Origin of the sequence: Pseudotabrizicola alkalilacus (genome assembly GCF_003443995.1) — a bacterium.
Classification (GTDB): Bacteria; Pseudomonadota; Alphaproteobacteria; order Rhodobacterales; family Rhodobacteraceae; genus Pseudotabrizicola; species Pseudotabrizicola alkalilacus.
Genome location: NZ_QWEY01000007.1, coordinates 1 through 16,695 on the forward strand (window position 1 = coordinate 1; position 16,695 = coordinate 16,695).

The following is a 16,695-nucleotide window of genomic DNA, read 5'->3' on the forward strand; positions in this document are numbered from 1 at the left end:
CTTGGGGAAAAACGGCCGAAGGCGAGCCATCTGCGCATCCGTCAGCCAGAAAAGGTTGCTCATGATCCAGTCTCCTTGCGGAGCCTGAATCATGCCGCGCAGCTGAAATCAATGGGTCCTAACCCTAAAAAGCATCCTTCACCCCAATACAACCTGAAACTCACGCCATTCCCCCTTACTCATACCAGAGGTTTCCTGCGTCACCTTTTCACCGTTGAGCATGCGCTTCACACAGTCAATTGCCTTCGCACTCAGCGTTACCCCGCCCATCCGGTAATCCTCGAACGCGGCAAAGGCCAAGGGCACCCAGTCCTTCACGCAGGCGGCAATCGCCTCGGCATAGACCCGGATTTCGTATTGCGCGTGGGCATCGGCACGCAGGCGCAGGAAGTGGAACAGGTTGTGCAGGTCGGTTTTCCAATACCACTGGGTATAGGTGTTCATCGGCAGGTTCATCCGCGCGAGTTCCCGCGCCAGCCCCTGCTGACCCTCTTGGCTCAGCATCGACTCATAGCTGTCAAACGCCTGCCCCGCGTCGCGTTTCAGGATCTCCAGCACCCGGGCGGCCTCCTCGCCCTGCAACACCGCGCCCCGGCCCTGATTGTTGACCGTGCTTTGCGCGGCCAGCTGGTCGGGCGCGGGGATATAGAACTCCCGGTCCAGAATCGAATAGCGCGCGGAGTATTCATTGACGTTGGCGGTGCGGTGGCGGATCCACTGGCGCGCGACGAACACCGGCAGTTTGACGTGCAGCTTGATCTCGCACATCTCGAACGGGGTCGAGTGCCAGTGCCGCATCAGATAGCGGATCAGCCCCTCATCGTTCGAGACATGCTTGGTGCCCGCGCCGTAGCTGACGCGCGCCGCCTGCACGATGGCCGCATCATCGCCCATATAGTCGATCACCCGGATAAAGCCGTGATCCAGCACCTCCTGCGCGCGGTACAGATGCGCCTCCATCCCCTCGGACACCGCCCGCAGAGTCTGGCGCGGCGTAGCGCGGGCGGCGTCGATTTCGGCAATCTGATCAGGGGAAAGCGGCATGAGGGTGGCCTTTCGAATCCGGGCGTTCACAAGATATGGGTCGTGTCAGCGCGCAGGATACGAGAGGTTGGGGAACCCTCGCAAGGGTGCGCGGCAATTCTGCATCAGGCCGTGGCACAGGCGTATGGATTCATTGACACAAAGCCGTGAGGCAGGCAGCTTTAGCCGCAAAAGAACACTATAACCGAGCAGGTAATCATGAATTGGCGTGTGATCGCGGCCCTTGCGGCCGGTCTTGCCGTTGCGAGTTGTGGCGGAAACCCCCTGAACAACACGCCGGAGTGCGACAGCAACCCTCTGGCCCCCTGCCCTCCGGTCCCGCCCCCGGCGCCCACGCCGCCGCCGACCGAACCGCCAGCGCCGCCGGTTGACCCGATCCCCGAGGCTCTGCGCGGCAACCTGCGCAGCGCAACCTACAGCCCGGCAAACGGCGGCACCCTGTCGCTGGTGATCGACCCGCTGGGCACCGGTGGCCGCTCGATTCCGTTCACACGCGACGCTACCCTCGACACCGACGGCTATCAGGCCTTTACGTGGCAGGACACCAACACCAGCCGCTATTACGTCGCCCTGTTCGACACCTCGGCCCAAGGGGCGGTCAGCGCCGGCGTCGTCGGCAGCGGCCAGTTCACCGAAATGGTCTGGGGATCGACCTATGCGGTCGATGAGGCTTTTTCGCGCCCGACAAGCCCGGATACTGCCACCTATTCCGGACGCTACGCCGGATTGCTGAATGGGGGGCCAGACGTTAATCCCGACCTGCCTCCGGGGCCTCCCGCAGAACCCATCCAACCAACCAGAACAACCGGCCAGGTGATGATCAACGCCAATTTCGGCAGCCCCCAAGTCGGCGGCCAACAGACCGGCATCGAGGGCACCATCAGCGGCCGCAGAATTGTTGATACCGGCACACCGCTGGATGACGTGTTCCTGCAAATCGCGGAGATCAAACCTGACGGCACTTTTGGGGGCACTGTGGTATTTAATGATAGAGAGACCGCAGGCACCTATGCCGGAGCCTTCGGCGGCACCGGCGGCGCTGCGGTAGCGGGCGCGGTCGAGATGAGACCGATTTCGGGCAATTCAGACGTGCTAGAACGCGGTGCCTTTGTGGCCGATCTGTGCGCCCCCGGCGCGCCGTCGCCCTGCCCTTCGTCTACGGCACCTTGACCGCAGCGATGACCCGTCGTCCCGCCCGGCTTGTGGCGCTGGTTCTGGCGCTGGCCGTGATGGCCGGATCGGGGGGCGCACGCCCCCCGTCCCCCGCCGAATACGCCCTCGCCGCCGGGGATCTGCAAACCGCGCGCCAACTGGCACAGGACCAGTTGCAAATCAACCCGAAGGATGCCGCCGCCCTGTCGGTGCTGGCGGCAGTCAACCTTGCCCATGGCCAGCCAAAGGCCGCCCGTCAGAACGCCAGCCGCGCCTTTGCCGCAGGCAGCAGCAAGCACGAACGCTTTGTCGCCGCCCGTCTGGCCGCCAAGGCCGCCCATGGTCAGGGCCAGTCACTGGTCGCGCAATACTGGCTGCGGCGCGCGGTGCAGGATGCGCCCACCGCGCAGGCCGAAGCCGTGGCGATCACCGATTTTCAGTCGCTGCGCCGGGTCACGCGCCTGCAGCTGAGCTTCGACGCCACCTTCCGCCCCAGCGAGAACGTCAACAACGGCGCACAAGACCCGATGCTGTCGATTGACGGCATCCCGACCCATTTCATCTTTACCCCCAGCTCGCGCGCCCTGCCCGGAGCCGAGACCCGTCTGGGCTTTGGTCTGCGCTATCGGCTGAGCGGAACCGAACGGCACGGCACCGATCTGGGCCTGCGGCTGACGCATAGCGCGATTGTGCTGAATGACCGCGCCCGGCGCATCGCGCCCATGGCACGCGGCTCGGATTTTTCCACCTCGACCGCCGATGTGCAACTGTCACATTATGGGGCGCTGTCCGAAAACACGGTCCTGCGCGGCGGGGTGCAGCTTGGCCAGTCCTGGCTGGCCGGGCAACACTATGCAAACAGGGCAAAGCTTGATGCTTCGCTCACCCAGCGCCTGTCACCGGCAACCCTGACCCGGCTGGGTCTGGCGGTGGAACGCCAATGGCGGACCGGAACCGTCCCGGCGGCCACCGCCCTGATGATCGACAGCGCCACCGAACACCGGCTGGCCTCGGGCGATGTGATCGGCTTGCGGCTGATCGCGGGCAAAACCGTGTCTTATGATGCCAATCAAGAGAACAAAAGCCTCACATCCGAACTGCGCTACAGCGTCGGCAAGCCGCTCGCCGGGGTTCAGCTTTCGGGCGCGCTCGGGCTGGGACTGCGCGATTATCCGGTGTTCTTTGGCGGTGCGTTCGGCAACAGCGGACGGCACGACCGCACCGCCTCTGCCTCGGTCGATCTGTCGCTCACCCGGTTGAACGCCTTTGGCTTCGAGCCGGTTTTCTCGCTCGAAACCCGCAGGACCAGATCCAACATCAGCCGCTATGACGGCACAGATCTGGGCCTCGGCATCCGGATCAGATCATCATTCTGACCCTGCCCCCTCGCCTTTCCCAGCCACCGCGTTAAGATGTCCCCCAATCAATCGGGAGACATACGATGGCACTGAAATATCTGCACACCATGGTCCGGGTACTGGATCTGGAGGCCTCGATGGCGTTCTACCGCCTGCTCGGGCTGGAAGAGACCCGGCGGCACGAAAGCGAAAAGGGGCGGTTTTCGCTGATCTTCATGGCCCCGCCCGGCCAGCCGGAATGCCCGGTCGAGCTGACCTGGAACTGGGACGGCGATGACGGCCTGCCCTCGGACAGCCGCCACTTCGGCCATCTGGCCTATGAGGTCGATGACATCTACGCCACCTGCGCCCATCTGCAGGCCAATGGCGTGCTGATCAACCGCCCGCCTCGCGATGGCCGCATGGCCTTTGTCCGCAGCCCCGACAACATCTCGATCGAGCTCTTGCAAAAAGGCGACGCCCTTGCCCCCGCCGAGCCCTGGGCCAGCATGGAAAACACCGGCCACTGGTGATCCCGGCGGCCACCCCGGGGGCTGCCTGCCCCCGGACCCCCGGGAGTATTTGGGAAAGCTGCAAAGTATAAAGGGGCTCCTTGGATTTGCAGCTTTACCAAATACTCCCGCCGGAGGCTCCAGCCGCGTCCGTCGCGCGGCGTTCACAAGGCCCGTGCCGCGACCTTTACCATCGCCTCCTCAACCTCATGCCAGGCGGTGCGGGCCATCGAGCGGAAGGTGAGCAGGGTAAAGTCACCCTCCCCCTCGACGATCAGGATCAGCGGCAAATGGTTGAGCGCAGTGCGGAACGTCTGCCCCCGCTGCGCCGCCCGCAGGTCCAGCGGCACCAGCCGCGCCAGCACCTCGACCGCCCGCGCGCCAGACAGGGTCAGCGCAACCCAACCGTCCGACTGATCCGTGACCGCCGCAGCCAATCCCTCCGGCGCGACACCACCAATCAGAAAGGCCAGGTCACGCCCGGCCCAGACCAGCCGCGTGCCCCCGGCCTCGGTCACCGCATTGGGCAGCGGAAATTGCAGGCCCAGCGCCCGGCCCACCGCCTCCGCCTGCCCCGGCCAGGGCGCGATGGCTGTCATCTGCGGCAGGTCAGCCTCGGCCAGCGTGGTGCCGGCATGGGTGACGGGGGCCGCGCCGAGTGCGGGTTTGGCGATCAGCTCAGGCACGCAGTTTCTCCCCCTTCGGGTCATGGAACACCGGATCGGTCACCGTGCACAACACATCCACCCCGCGCAGCCGGTCCACCAGCCGCACCGTCTCGCCATGCCGCGCGCGGCCATTTTTCAGAAACCCAAGCGCAAGATGGCTGTGCAGCGTCGGCGAATACCCGACCGAGGTGACATAGCCCGTCGCATTTTCGCGCACCAGATCCGCCCCTTGCGCAAACAGATGCGCGCCCGCCGTCAGCACCGAACCGGTCAACGGCATCAGCCCCACCATCTGCTCCCGCTCTGGCCCGACCAGACCCGCCCGCGTCGCGGCAACCTTGCCGATACAGTCCTTCTTGCCGCTCACCATCTTTTCCATGCCGATGTCAAAAGCGGTGGTGCGACCGTGGATCTCGGCATGGGTGATGAAGCCCTTCTCGATCCGCAGCACATTCAGCGCCTCCATCCCATAAAGCCCGCCGCCCATGGTTTCGGCCCTTGCGGTCAGGTCGCGGAACAGCGCCTCGCCATAGCGGGTGGGCACCGCCAGCTCATAGCCCTCCTCGCCCGAGAACGATATCCGGAACAGCCGCGCCGCCACGCCCTGAACCACCACCGGAGCGCAGCCCATGAACGGCAGATCCGGCGCATGGCCCAAAGCGCTTGTCACCAGATCGCGCGCCAGCGGTCCGGCCACCGCAAACTGCGCCCAGCTCTCCGTCACCGACGCAAAGCGCACCTGCCAATCCGCACAAAACGCCTGATGCACGAAATCCAGATGCCGCATCACCAGCCCGGCGGCGGCGGTGGTGGTGGTCATCAGCCAGTGCTGATCCCCCAACCGCGCGCAGGTGCCGTCATCCAGCACATGACCATCCTCGCGCAGCATCAGCCCATAGCGGACCTTTCCCACCGGCAGGGTGGAAAACGTGTTGGTATAGACGAAATCCAGAAACCGCCCCGCATCCGGCCCCTGAATCTCGATCTTGCCCAGGGTCGAGACATCGGTGACCCCGACCGAACACCGCACCATCATCACCTCCCTGTCGCAAGCCTCGCGCCAGGTCGTCTCCCCCGGTTTGGGGAAATAGCCGGGCCGGTACCACAGCCCCGCCTCCACCATCGGGGCGCCCCGGTCGCGGCTGGCCTGATCGCTGGTCAGAATCCGCTGCGGCGCAAAGCCCATCCCCCGGCCCCCGGCCCCCATCGCGGCAATCGACACCGGCGCATAGGGCGGGCGGAAGGTGGTGATGCCGGTCTCGGCAATCCCGCGCCCGGTCGCATCGGCCAGCACCGCCAGCGCCGCCACGTTGGAATTCTTGCCCTGATCGGGCGCCATCCCCTGCGTGGTATAGCGCTTCATATGCTCGACCGAGCGAAAGCCCTCCTGCGCAGCCAAAGCCACATCCTTGACCGTCACATCATTGGCCAGATCCAGCCAGGCGCGGCCCTTGCCCGGCACCGCCCAAAGCGGCGCAATCTGATAGGGCGCATCCTCGGCCTGCGGCAGCTCCACCGCGCCTGCCGCCACCCCCAAGGCGGCAAGGCTCGCCCGTGCCGCCTCGGCCCCCGCCGCCAGACAGCCATGGGTCGAAAACGAGCCATTGGCAGCCCCCGCCACCAGCATCCCCGGCACCGCGCCCTCGACCGGCACAAAGGCCGCCAGCGCGTCCGACCAGCGCGGACGGCCGTTCAGATGGCAGGTCAGATGCACCGACGGGTTCCAGCCGCCCGAAACCCCCAGACACTCCGCCTCCACCCGGAACTCCCGGCCCCCGGCACGCACCATGATCTCGCGCAGCCCCATCCGCCCGCGCGCGCGGATCACCTGCGCGCCCTTGTGCAGCGCGATCCCCGGCTCATCCGGCGCATCCTCGCGGCTGTCGATGATCGCCACCACCTCTACCCCCGCCGCCATCAGGCTGCGGGCGGTGCTGCGCGCGCTGTCATTGTTGGCAAACAGCGCCACACGCCTGGCCGGAACCACGCCATAGCGGTTCAGATAGCTCGGCAGCGCCGAGGCCAGCATTACGCCCGGCCGGTCATTGTCTTCAAAGGCCACCGAGCGCTCCAGCGCGCCCGCCGCCAGCACCGTCCGCTTGGCCACGATGCGCCAGAAACACTCGCGCGGCAGGTTCGGGCGCGGGCTGCGGTGCAGCCCCACCCGCTCCAGCGCGCCATAGGTGCCGTCATCATAGGCCCCGGTCACCGTGGTCCGCGTCATCAGCCGCACATTGGGCAGGCTGGCCAGCTCTGCCAGCACTCTTGCCACCCAGTCAGTAGCATGCGCGCCGTCAATCTCGCCGTCATCCGACAGCAAACGCCCGCCCGGCTCTGACGACTCATCAGCCAGAATGACATCCGCCCCCGCGCGCCCCGCCACCAGCGCCGCCATCAGCCCCGCAGGCCCGGCCCCGATCACCAGCAGATCACAGTGCGCCCAGGCCTTTTCATAGACCCCTTCATCATGCCGCCCCGACAGGCTGCCCAGACCGGCAGCGCGGCGGATCAGCGGCTCATACAGCCCCTCCCAGAACCGGCGCGGCCACATGAAAGTCTTGTAATAGAACCCCGCCGACAGGAAGAGGGCGGCCAGATCGTTGATCTCCAGCGCGTCATAACGCAGCGACGGCCAGCGGTTCTGGCTGCGCGCGGCCAGCCCTTCAAACAGCTCCTGCACGGTCGCTCGCGTGTTGGGCGTCTGGTTTGCCGGGCCGACAATCTCGACCAGCGCATTGGGCTCCTCTGACCCGGCGGTCAGAATCCCGCGCGGGCGGTGATATTTGAAACTGCGCCCGACCACCCGCACATCATTGGCGATCAGCGCCGAGGCCAGCGTATCGCCCTTGTAGCCCGCGTAAGCACGCCCATCGAAGCGAAAGGTCACAGGCCGCGTCCGGTCAATCCGACCCTTGCCGTCGATCCTCATGCGGCACCCCCGGCAACAGGTTCGACCGTGACAATCTCATGTGTCACGGTATTGCGGGTGACCTTCAGCCAGGAACAACAGCCCTGCTCGTGATACCACAGATCCTGCACCAACCCCGCCGGGTTGTCGCGGTTGTGCAGATGGTCATCCCAGGCCTCCGGCGCCGCATCCGGCGCGGGCCGGTTCAGATACTCCGCCGCGCCGTAGTAATAAAATTCGCGCCGGTCGCGCGGGCCGCACAGCGGGCAGGTCAGGCGCATCTTGAAGAACCTCTCTGTTTGACGGACTTCGCAAGGGGCGCTGCCCCTCGGCCTGCGGCCTCACCCCGGAGTATTTGGGCAAGCAGCAATCCAAGGCACGCGGCTCTTGATTTGCTGCTTGATAAAATACTCCCGCCGGAGGCATCCGACGCCGGAGCAGAGCGGGAAGCGTGCAAAATCATCGCGCCCCTCAATGCAGGTTATGCTGGCTGCCGGTGCCTTCTTCGTCCAGAAGATGCCCCGTCGCAAAGCGGTTCAGCCCGAATTTTGCCGCAACCGGGTGGCTCTCCCCCGTGGCCATCAGATGCGCCATAGAGTAGCCCGAGGCAGGCACAGCCTTGAACCCGCCATAGTTCCAGCCGGCATCCAGAAACAGCCCCTCTATCGGTGTCTTGTCGATAATGGGTGATCCGTCCGGCGTCATGTCCATGATCCCGCCCCAGGACCGCAGCACGCGGGCGCGGCCGATCATCGGCATCAGCGTCATGCCTGCCTCCATCACATGCTCGACCATCGGCAGATTGCCGCGCGCGGCGTAGCTTGCGTAGAAATCCAGATCGCCGCCAAACACGAGCCCACCCTTGTCGGACTGGCTGATATAGAAATGCCCCATGCCAAAGCTGATCACATGATCAATCACCGGCTTCAGCCCTTCGGTCACGAAAGCCTGCAGCACATGGCTCTCGATCGGCAACCGCAGCCCCGCCATTGCCGCCACCTGCCCCGATCGGCCCGCCGCCACCATGCCTACCTTTTTCGCCCGGATCGCCCCGCGCGTGGTCTGCACCCCGGTCACCCGGCCATCCACAATATCAATCCCGGTCACTTCGCAATTCTGGATCAGATCCACCCCGCGCTGATCGGCGGCGCGGGCATAGCCCCAGGCCACCGCATCATGCCGCGCCGTGCCGCCGCGCGGGTGCAACAGCCCGCCATAGATCGGGAACCGGGTGTTTTCATAGTCCAGATAGGGCAGCAATTCGCGCACCCCCTCGCGGTCCAGCAGCACCGCATCATCGCCCTGATTGAGCATCGCATTGCCGCGCCGGGCAAAGGCATCGCGCTGGCCGTCGGAATGGAACAGGTTGATCAGCCCACGCTGCGAATGCATCACGTTGTAATTCAGATCCGCCTCCAGCCCCTCCCACAGTTTCAGCGAGTGGCTGTAGAATTCCGAATTGCCGGGCAGAAAGTAATTCGCCCGCACAATCGTCGTGTTGCGCCCGATGTTGCCAGAGCCAAGGTAGCCCTTTTCCAGCACCGCGATATTCGTCAGCCCATGGTTTTTCGCCAGATAATAGGCGGTGGCCAACCCATGCCCGCCGCCGCCGATGATCACGGCGTCATACTCCGCCTTTGGCGCGGGGTCGCGCCAGGCCGGCTTCCATCCGGCATTGCCGAACAGACCCTGGGTGATGACCCTGAAACCGGAATAGCGCATGGCAGACCTTTCCCTGACCGGGACATGTGACCGGGATCATTGATCCGCAGGCATCAAACCGGGTCAGGCGCAGATTGGCAAGGTTCCACCGCGCCGCCTTGGCCATCCGCGACACCACATGTCGCAGATGGCCAAATCAGCCGTTTTACAACGCCTTGGACCGATAGGCCGTCGCCACCCGGCTGATCGAGACGATATAGGCCGCCGTGCGCAGGTCATCGACATCGTCGCGCTCATGCCAGACCTTGCGCATCGCCTGATAGGCGGTGCGCATGGTGTCATCCAGCCCCGAGCGCACCAGCGCCAGCTCGTCCGATCCGGTCAGGAACTTTTCCTTGAAATCCGGCGACAGGGTCCAGCCAAGGCCCTGATCCGCCGACAACCGCTCCAGCTCTTCGACCAGAATGCGCGACCGCCCCTCTTCGGCGCGGCGCTGCATCCGGCCAAAGCGGATATGCGACAGGTTCTTGACCCATTCGAAATACGACACCGTCACCCCGCCCGCATTGGCGTACATGTCGGGGATGATCACCACACCCTTTTCGCGCAGGATCTCATCCGCGCCAAAGGTCACCGGGCCATTCGCCGCCTCGACGATCAGCGGGGCCTTGATGCGGGGCGCGTTTTCCATATGGATCACCCCTTCCATCGCGGCCGGGATCAGGATGTCACATTCCGCCTCCAGCAGCGGGGTGCCATCGGCCACAAACGAGGCCGACGGATAGCCCTGAATCGTGCCCTGCTTGGCCATCCAGTGCCGCACATCCTCGACATTCAGGCCGGCATCGCTTTGCAATGCGCCGTCCCGCTCGATGATGGCGGTGATGATGCAGCCGTCTTCTTCCGACAGGAACTTGGCGGCGTGATAGCCCACGTTGCCCAAGCCCTGCACGATCACCCGCTTGCCCTCCAGCCCGCCGGTCAGACCGGCCTTGGCCTTGTCTTCTGGGTGGCGGAAGAATTCCTGCAAGGCGTATTGCACGCCGCGCCCGGTCGCCTCGACCCGGCCCTGAATCCCGCCGGCATGCGGCGGCTTGCCGGTGACACAGGCGTTGCCGTTGATGTCAGTGGTGTTCATCCGCTTGTACTGATCGGCGATCCACGCCATTTCGCGCTCGCCCGTTCCCATGTCGGGGGCGGGCACGTTCTGCGCCGGGTTGATCAGGTCGCGCTTGATCAGCTCATAGGCAAAGCGCCGGGTGATCAGCTCCAGCTCGTGTTCTTCCCAGGCGCGGGGGTCGATGCACAGCCCGCCCTTGGACCCGCCGAACGGCGTTTCCACCAGCGCGCATTTATAGGTCATCAGCGCCGCCAGCGCCTCAACCTCGTTCTGGTTGACCGACAGCGCATAGCGGATACCGCCCTTGACCGGCTCCATATGTTCGGAATGCACCGAGCGATAACCGGTAAAGGTCTCGATCTTGCCGCGCAGACGCACCCCAAAGCGCACGGTGTAGGTCGAGTTACACACCCGGATTTTCTGCTCCAGTCCGGGGCTCAGATCCATCAGCCGCACGGCGCGGTTGAACATCAGATCTACAGACTCCCGAAAACTCGGTTCGCCATCCCTAATCATGCCATCCCTCCTGTCAGGCCGGGCGCAACGGACTGCGCCCGTCGCCCAGCCTAACGATAGTTTGTGAACAGTTCATCGCAAAAACTGCCCGTTGGGTGACGAAAAAACGAATCGAATCGTAGCGACTCCCCGCTGGACTGCCGATTCCTTCCTGTGGCACAGCTGGCAAAACCGCTTTGGCTGTTGCCGCCCCAGCAACAGTCCTGCCCTGCAAGGCCCATTCGTCGCCAATCTCTGCGCCATGCTCGCGCTTGCTTTACCCACGCCATAATTTTGCCGCTCTGACTGCGTCTTCTGCGACCCAGACATCATGCCAAAGATCCGTGGGGGCGGGGCTTTCGGCGCTTGGGGACAGTGGAATGGACCGCAGAATAATCAGTGCTGCCAAAAGGCTTTCGCGCAAGAGTGCCCTGCGTTTCGCAAGGGACGAAGACGGTCATATCGTCGTTTTCACCGCCATCATGGCGACTCTGATGCTGATGCTGGCCGGGGTCGGGATCGACATCATCAACTTTGAGACCGTACGCACCAAACAACAGCAGACGCTGGATCGTGCCACCCTCGCCGCCGCCTCGCTGACGCAAGAGCTGGATGCCGAAAGCGTGGTGCGCGATTACTTTGCCAAGGCCGACATGGCCGATCACCTGCGGCTGGTACAGTTCCAGCGCACCTTCAACGCCTCGACGGTCCGGGCCGAGGCCGAGATCGAGCTGACCCCGATCTTCATGAACCTGTATGATCTGTCCGACAGCACAAAACTGGTCGCCCGTGGTGCCTCGCAGGCCGAGCAGCGGATCAACAATATCGAAATCATGCTGGTGCTTGACGTGTCCGGCTCGATGGCCGGTACCAAGCTGACCAACCTGAAATCCGCCGCCAGCGAATTCATCGATACGGTGATGAGTCAGGACATCGAAAACCGCGTCTCAATCGGGATCGTGCCCTATAACGGTCAGGTGAACCTGCCGCAGTATCTGCAAAGCATGTTCAATGCGGAAGACGACCATGAAGTCGACTTCGTAAACTGCTTTGACCTGCCCGCCACCACCTACAACAGCCTGACCCTGTCACGCACCACGCCGATGCCAGTGACGGCGCATGCCGACACCTATTCGACCACCTCGACCGGCTATATCGCACCGACCCATTCCAATGCTGTGGTGGCCACGGGCAACCGCTGGTGCCCGCCCGCGACCGGCCACCTGACCGGAAACGTGATCCGCGCCCCCACCAACAACCGCACGGCGTTGAAAGCCCACATCAACGGTCTTTCCGCCATCGGCGCGACCTCGATCAACGCCGGGTTGAAATGGGGCGCGGCGCTGCTCGATCCTTCGGCGCGGTCGCTCTACACCGGCATGGTCGCCCAGGGTCAGACACCCTCTTATTTCGGCAACCGCCCGTTTGAATACAACGACCGCGAGGCGATGAAGATCATCGTGCTGATGACCGATGGCGAACATTTCGCCGAAGAGCGGGTGAACGAGGCTTACCGTCACGGTACTTCCCCGATCTGGCGCGCCAACTCGGTCAACCAGTATTCGATCTTCCATCAGGCCCGGGTCAACACCTCGTCTTCGACAAACATCTGCAACAGCCGCCCGTTCTATGTGCCACATCTGAACGCTTGGCATTCGCGCCCGTGGAACGGTTCAAACCCGTCCAGCAGCACCTGCTACAGCACGACCGCCACCTATACCGGCGCGACGCGCCAGGACTGGCAGACTCTGTGGGCCAACGTGCGTCTGTCCTGGGTTGCGCAGCAGTTCTACGTCCGTCCTCTGGGCGTCACGCAGACCAACCAGATGAACGCCATGCGCAGCCAGACCCCGATCAACACCATGAACACCCAGCTGCAGCAGGTCTGCGGTCTGGCCAAGGCGCGCGAGGTGATGATCTACGGCATCGCCTTCGAGGCCCCGACCAATGGCCGCGCCCTGATCGAAAACTGCGCCAGCTCTCCCGCGCATTACTTCAACGCGCAGGGGCTGGAGATCAGCACCGCCTTCCGCTCCATCGCCACCAACATCAGCCAGTTGAAACTGACCCAATGATCACCCGCATCCGCACCCTCTTCCGCCCCTTCCGCAAGGACGAGCGCGGGCTGGCCTCGGTCGAGTTCGCGCTGTTCTTCCCGCTCTACCTCGGCATGTTCTTCTGGGCCGCCGAAGTGGGCATCCTGATGATCAAATCGGTGATGCTCGATCACTCGCTGGATGTGGCCATGCGCGACCTGCGCCTTGGGCTGAAGGAAAACCCCACGCAGGACAGCCTCAAGCGCGACATCTGCGCCCGCGCCCGCATCATCGGCAATTGCGAAGACCAGATGATGATCGAGCTGCAGGCGGTCTCGACCCAAACATGGGCGATGCCGCAAACCCCGGTCACCTGTGTCAACAACGACGAGGAAATCCAGCCCGTGGTCACCTTCTCGCTGGGCCAGCAGCAACAGCTGATGCTGGTGCGTGCCTGCATCGTGGTGCCGGTGCTGTTCCCGCGCATGATCCTGGGCCGCCAGCTGTTTCCCGACAGCACCGGCGGCGTCGGCATCTCGTCAATCTCGTCCTTCGTCAACGAACCGTCCTGAGGCTGGTGACATCATGATGCGCAACCTTCTGCAAATGACCCTCACCGCCTTGCGCCGTTTCAAGCGTGACGAACGCGGGCTGGCCGCAGCCGAGATGCTCATGGTCATGCCGATCTACATGTTCTGCATCTTCGGCACCTTCACCTTCTGGGATGCCTTTGATGTGGTGAACCGCTCGCAAAAGGCCGCCTATTCGGTCTCTGATCTGGTGACCCGCAAACAGGACAACGTGACCGAGGCCTATGTGAACGGCATGTTCAGCACCCTGCAATACATGATGGGGCCCTCGCTGCCGACCAGAACCCGGATCACCTCGGTCTTCTACAGCGAAGCCCGCGACCGGTACGAGGTGCTGTGGTCCCGCGCCAGCACCCCCACCATCCCGCGCCTGACCACCGCCACCCTGCCCGAGCTGCAAGACCATCTGCCGGTAATGCATGATGGCGACGCGCTGATCGTGGTCGAGGCCAATATAGATTTCGTCCCGCTGCTCCGCCCCGTCGACTGGGTGATGGGCAATGTGGACGACGGCGTCCTGCGCCATGTCATCGTCACCCGCCCGCGTTTCCTGCCAAAGATCTGCATGCAGGGCGTCGCCTGCGGGTAACCGCGCGCCCTGATCAGAGCCTGCGGGTAACCGCGCGCCTTGATCAGAGCCTGCGGCTAACCGCGCGCCTTGATCAGCGCATCCAGCACCTCGGCCATATAGCGCGCCTCGTGCCGGTGGGTGACACCGCCCACGCCCACCGACCGGCCCAGCCGCCACCACAGCCCCGGCGCCCAGCCGCGCGGCCCGCCCTGCCTCAGCGACAGGGTGAACCCGCCCGCAGGCTTGAACGCAAACACCCCCCGGTTGACCGCGCGGATCTGATCCACCCGCGCCAGCTCGCGCCCCGCGTGATCGCGCAACGCCTCGCGCGTCAGCACCAGCCCCTGAGCCGTCGATTGCCACATCCGCACCGACAGCCACAGCGAGGCCGCGCCGAACCCCAGCAAGAACACCAGCCAGCCCGCGCCATCCGGCGGATAGGCCAGCGCCAGATAGACCAGTGCCGCCCCCAGCACCCCCAGGATCGTCACCCCCACCACCCGCCGGGGCGGTGACGGGCGCAGCTCGGCCAGAACAGCGGCGGCATCAGGGGTCTGGTCAGGCATCATGCGCTCCGGGGGCTGGCGGTCAGGGTTCCCAGCCCATAAACCAGCCGCCGCCGCAGGGATAGGGGCTTGGCCGCTTCCCCCTCCCCCTTGCCCGCTGCGGTGAACCTGCCTAGGGTCGGCGCGATACGGCCAGCCCTGCCGCCGATGGATTGCCAGATGATGCCCTTTGCCCGCCCCCGCCGCCGCCCCCTGCTGGCCCTGCTGACCCTGCTCTGCCTCGGGGTGGCAGCCTGCGCGCCCTTGCCCGACATCGCGCAGACCGTTGACGCGCCGCCGCCGGTTCTGGTGCCGCTGGCCGGCATTCTGGCGCAGGCCGATGCGGTTGGCACCAGCGCCGCCGCGGTCGCCCCGGTGACCGCACGAGCCGACCGCCTGCGCGCCCGCGCCGATCAGCTGCGCAGCCAATAGGCACCCCGACCGATTTCACCGCCCCCCGCCCCTGCCGCACCCGCGCCGCGTTGCCTTGACCCGACAGCCGCGCTAAGACCGCGATCAAAGCATACCCAAAAGACGGAGTCCCCCATGCCAGCCCCCCTGCGAATTGGTCTTGCCGGTCTGGGAACCGTCGGCATCGGCGTGGTAAAGATTGTCCAGCGCCATGCCGATCTGATCGCCGCCCGCGCTGGCCGCCCGGTGGTGATCACCGCCGTCTCTGCCCGCGATCCGCAAAAGAACCGCGATGCCGACCTGTCGAATTACCCTTGGGAAACCGATCCGGTGGCGCTCGCCCGCCGCGACGACATCGACGTGTTTGTCGAGGTGATGGGCGGTCATGAGGGCCCGGCGCGACTGGCCACCGAAGCCGCCATCGCGGCGGGCAAGGATGTGGTCACCGCGAACAAGGCGCTGCTCGCGCATTACGGCCACGAACTGGCCGTCGCCGCCGAGGCGCAGGGCAAGGTGATCCGGTTCGAGGCGGCCGTCGCAGGCGGCATCCCGGTGATCAAGACCCTGACCGAAGGTCTGGCGGGCAACCAGATGCGCCGCGTCATGGGCGTGATGAACGGCACCTGCAACTATATCCTGACCCGGATGCAGGCCTCCGGCCTGCCCTATGAGGCGGTGTTCGAAGAGGCCCGGCAACTGGGCTATCTGGAGGCCGACCCGAACCTGGATGTCGGCGGCATCGACGCGGGCCACAAGCTGTCGCTGCTGGCCGCCATCGCCTTTGGCACCCGCGTCAGCTTTGACAAGGTCGAGTTGGAGGGCATCGGCAATGTCTCGATCGAAGACATCAATCTGGCCGATGACATGGGCTATCACATCAAGCTGCTGGGTGTGGCACAAATGACCGGGCGCGGGCTGGAACAGCGCATGACCCCCTGCCTTGTGCCCGCCGAAAGCCCCTTGGGCCAGTTGCAGGGCGGCACCAATATGGTGGTGCTCGAAGGCGATAGCGTGGGCCAGATCGTGATGCGCGGCGCGGGCGCGGGCGAAGGCCCGACCGCCAGCGCCGTGATGGCCGATGTGATCGACATCGCACGCGGCACCCGGCTGTCGACCTTTGGCCGCCCCGCCACCTCGCTGACCGAACCTGTGGCAGCAAAATCCGCGACCCCTGCGCCCTATTACCTGCGCATGTCCCTTTTGGACAAACCCGGCGCGCTGGCCAAGATCGCCACGGCACTGGGCGAGGCAGGCATCTCGATTGACCAGATGCGCCAGCTGAACCAACCGGGTGCCGCCGATGACAAGGCCACCGTGCTGATCGTCACCCACAAAGCCTCCCCCGCCGATGTCGCCTATGCGCTGGACCAGTTCGGCACCACCGGCGTTCTGCTCGGCGCGCCCGTGGCGATCCGCATCGAAGAGGTCTGAACCGCCTTGCCTTGCCGCCGCAGGCCCCGGCCTTGCCCCTGCCGTGGCGGGGGGCAAAGGTTAACAGATGATGAATCCAGCATAGTCAAGACATTGATTTCATTGAATGGCTTGGGCTGTAACACAGTGGGCACTTACGCCCCACCCCGCGCTGATTTCCCGGCGCGGTTAGCGCCATCACGCTTGCCCCAGGGCGATGCGGCAGGCTAAAGG

15 protein-coding genes are annotated in these 16,695 nt (G+C 64.8%); 8 read left to right on the top strand and 7 right to left on the bottom strand.

The window, feature by feature from the left end:
• Nucleotides 1-138 precede the first annotated feature (138 nt).
• The gene (thyX, locus tag D1012_RS12910) at nt 139-1,044 is read right to left on the bottom strand and encodes an FAD-dependent thymidylate synthase (RefSeq protein WP_118152877.1); all 906 of its coding nucleotides are present in this window, start codon (nt 1,042-1,044) and stop codon (nt 139-141) included.
• Between the two features lie 198 nt (nt 1,045-1,242).
• Here thyX and D1012_RS12920 point away from each other — a divergent pair, with 198 nt between their 5' ends.
• From D1012_RS12920 to D1012_RS12930, 3 genes are all read left to right on the top strand, one after another.
• Nucleotides 1,243-2,214, top strand: a complete 972-nt coding sequence (locus D1012_RS12920) for a hypothetical protein (protein ID WP_158569349.1) — start codon at nt 1,243-1,245, stop codon at nt 2,212-2,214.
• Between the two features lie 8 nt (nt 2,215-2,222).
• Entirely contained in the window at nt 2,223-3,572 is a 1,350-nt protein-coding gene (locus tag D1012_RS12925; RefSeq protein ID WP_147335697.1) for a porin family protein, read from the top strand.
• A 65-nt stretch (nt 3,573-3,637) separates the two neighbouring features.
• Nucleotides 3,638-4,066 carry a VOC family protein gene (locus D1012_RS12930; RefSeq protein WP_118152885.1) on the top strand — a complete coding sequence of 143 codons (429 nt, stop codon included), beginning with the start codon at nt 3,638-3,640 and terminating at the stop codon, nt 4,064-4,066.
• Nucleotides 4,067-4,209: 143 nt separating this feature from the next.
• Here the strand turns inward: D1012_RS12930 and D1012_RS12935 are convergent, their stop codons facing one another.
• The 5 genes from D1012_RS12935 to D1012_RS12955 form a co-directional block, all read right to left on the bottom strand.
• A complete protein-coding gene (locus tag D1012_RS12935; RefSeq protein WP_118152887.1) occupies nt 4,210-4,731 on the bottom strand; it encodes a sarcosine oxidase subunit gamma in 522 nt (173 codons plus the stop codon).
• Nucleotides 4,724-7,642: a sarcosine oxidase subunit alpha family protein gene (locus D1012_RS12940; RefSeq protein ID WP_118152889.1), complete on the bottom strand. Its 2,919-nt coding sequence runs from the start codon at nt 7,640-7,642 to the stop codon at nt 4,724-4,726. The genes D1012_RS12935 and D1012_RS12940 overlap by 8 nt, the downstream gene beginning before the upstream one ends.
• The gene (locus tag D1012_RS12945; RefSeq protein ID WP_118152891.1) at nt 7,639-7,902 is read right to left on the bottom strand and encodes a sarcosine oxidase subunit delta; all 264 of its coding nucleotides are present in this window, start codon (nt 7,900-7,902) and stop codon (nt 7,639-7,641) included. Before D1012_RS12945 ends, D1012_RS12940 begins: the two co-directional genes overlap by 4 nt.
• 190 nt (nt 7,903-8,092) lie before the next feature.
• The gene (locus tag D1012_RS12950; RefSeq protein WP_118152893.1) at nt 8,093-9,343 is read right to left on the bottom strand and encodes a sarcosine oxidase subunit beta family protein; all 1,251 of its coding nucleotides are present in this window, start codon (nt 9,341-9,343) and stop codon (nt 8,093-8,095) included.
• A gap of 145 nt (nt 9,344-9,488) precedes the next feature.
• A complete protein-coding gene (locus D1012_RS12955) occupies nt 9,489-10,919 on the bottom strand; it encodes a Glu/Leu/Phe/Val family dehydrogenase (protein ID WP_199489498.1) in 1,431 nt (476 codons plus the stop codon).
• A gap of 359 nt (nt 10,920-11,278) precedes the next feature.
• Between D1012_RS12955 and D1012_RS12960 the strand changes: the two genes are divergently transcribed.
• The 3 genes from D1012_RS12960 to D1012_RS12970 are packed head-to-tail and all read left to right on the top strand — an operon-like array spanning nt 11,279 to nt 14,113.
• On the top strand, nt 11,279-12,973 hold the full coding sequence (locus D1012_RS12960; RefSeq protein ID WP_118152895.1) for a TadE/TadG family type IV pilus assembly protein: 1,695 nt from the start codon (nt 11,279-11,281) through the stop codon (nt 12,971-12,973).
• Nucleotides 12,970-13,506 (top strand): TadE/TadG family type IV pilus assembly protein, encoded by a 537-nt coding sequence (locus D1012_RS12965; protein ID WP_118152897.1) that lies wholly within the window; start codon nt 12,970-12,972, stop codon nt 13,504-13,506. Before D1012_RS12960 ends, D1012_RS12965 begins: the two co-directional genes overlap by 4 nt.
• A 13-nt stretch (nt 13,507-13,519) precedes the next feature.
• Entirely contained in the window at nt 13,520-14,113 is a 594-nt protein-coding gene (locus D1012_RS12970) for a TadE/TadG family type IV pilus assembly protein (RefSeq protein ID WP_118152899.1), read from the top strand.
• Between the two features lie 56 nt (nt 14,114-14,169).
• Here the strand turns inward: D1012_RS12970 and D1012_RS12975 are convergent, their stop codons facing one another.
• The gene (locus tag D1012_RS12975; protein ID WP_118153326.1) at nt 14,170-14,661 is read right to left on the bottom strand and encodes a hypothetical protein; all 492 of its coding nucleotides are present in this window, start codon (nt 14,659-14,661) and stop codon (nt 14,170-14,172) included.
• A 69-nt stretch (nt 14,662-14,730) separates the two neighbouring features.
• Between D1012_RS12975 and D1012_RS12980 the strand changes: the two genes are divergently transcribed.
• Entirely contained in the window at nt 14,731-15,072 is a 342-nt protein-coding gene (locus tag D1012_RS12980) for a hypothetical protein (RefSeq protein ID WP_147335698.1), read from the top strand.
• A 114-nt stretch (nt 15,073-15,186) separates the two neighbouring features.
• Nucleotides 15,187-16,482, top strand: coding sequence for a homoserine dehydrogenase (locus D1012_RS12985; protein ID WP_118152903.1), 1,296 nt, complete (start codon nt 15,187-15,189; stop codon nt 16,480-16,482).
• Nucleotides 16,483-16,695: the final 213 nt, after the last annotated feature.

Bases quoted from the DNA above. Each gene is read 5' to 3' on its own strand.
- thyX (WP_118152877.1), bottom strand. From the start codon at position 1,044: ATGCCGCTTTCCCCTGATCAGATTGCCGAAATCGACGCCGCCCGCGCT.
- D1012_RS12920 (WP_158569349.1), top strand. From the start codon at position 1,243: ATGAATTGGCGTGTGATCGCGGCCCTTGCGGCCGGTCTTGCCGTTGCG.
- D1012_RS12925 (WP_147335697.1), top strand. From the start codon at position 2,223: ATGACCCGTCGTCCCGCCCGGCTTGTGGCGCTGGTTCTGGCGCTGGCC.
- D1012_RS12930 (WP_118152885.1), top strand. From the start codon at position 3,638: ATGGCACTGAAATATCTGCACACCATGGTCCGGGTACTGGATCTGGAG.
- D1012_RS12940 (WP_118152889.1), bottom strand. From the start codon at position 7,642: ATGAGGATCGACGGCAAGGGTCGGATTGACCGGACGCGGCCTGTGACC.
- D1012_RS12945 (WP_118152891.1), bottom strand. From the start codon at position 7,902: ATGCGCCTGACCTGCCCGCTGTGCGGCCCGCGCGACCGGCGCGAATTT.
- D1012_RS12950 (WP_118152893.1), bottom strand. From the start codon at position 9,343: ATGCGCTATTCCGGTTTCAGGGTCATCACCCAGGGTCTGTTCGGCAAT.
- D1012_RS12955 (WP_199489498.1), bottom strand. From the start codon at position 10,919: ATGATTAGGGATGGCGAACCGAGTTTTCGGGAGTCTGTAGATCTGATG.
- D1012_RS12960 (WP_118152895.1), top strand. From the start codon at position 11,279: ATGGACCGCAGAATAATCAGTGCTGCCAAAAGGCTTTCGCGCAAGAGT.
- D1012_RS12965 (WP_118152897.1), top strand. From the start codon at position 12,970: ATGATCACCCGCATCCGCACCCTCTTCCGCCCCTTCCGCAAGGACGAG.
- D1012_RS12970 (WP_118152899.1), top strand. From the start codon at position 13,520: ATGATGCGCAACCTTCTGCAAATGACCCTCACCGCCTTGCGCCGTTTC.
- D1012_RS12975 (WP_118153326.1), bottom strand. From the start codon at position 14,661: ATGCCTGACCAGACCCCTGATGCCGCCGCTGTTCTGGCCGAGCTGCGC.
- D1012_RS12985 (WP_118152903.1), top strand. From the start codon at position 15,187: ATGCCAGCCCCCCTGCGAATTGGTCTTGCCGGTCTGGGAACCGTCGGC.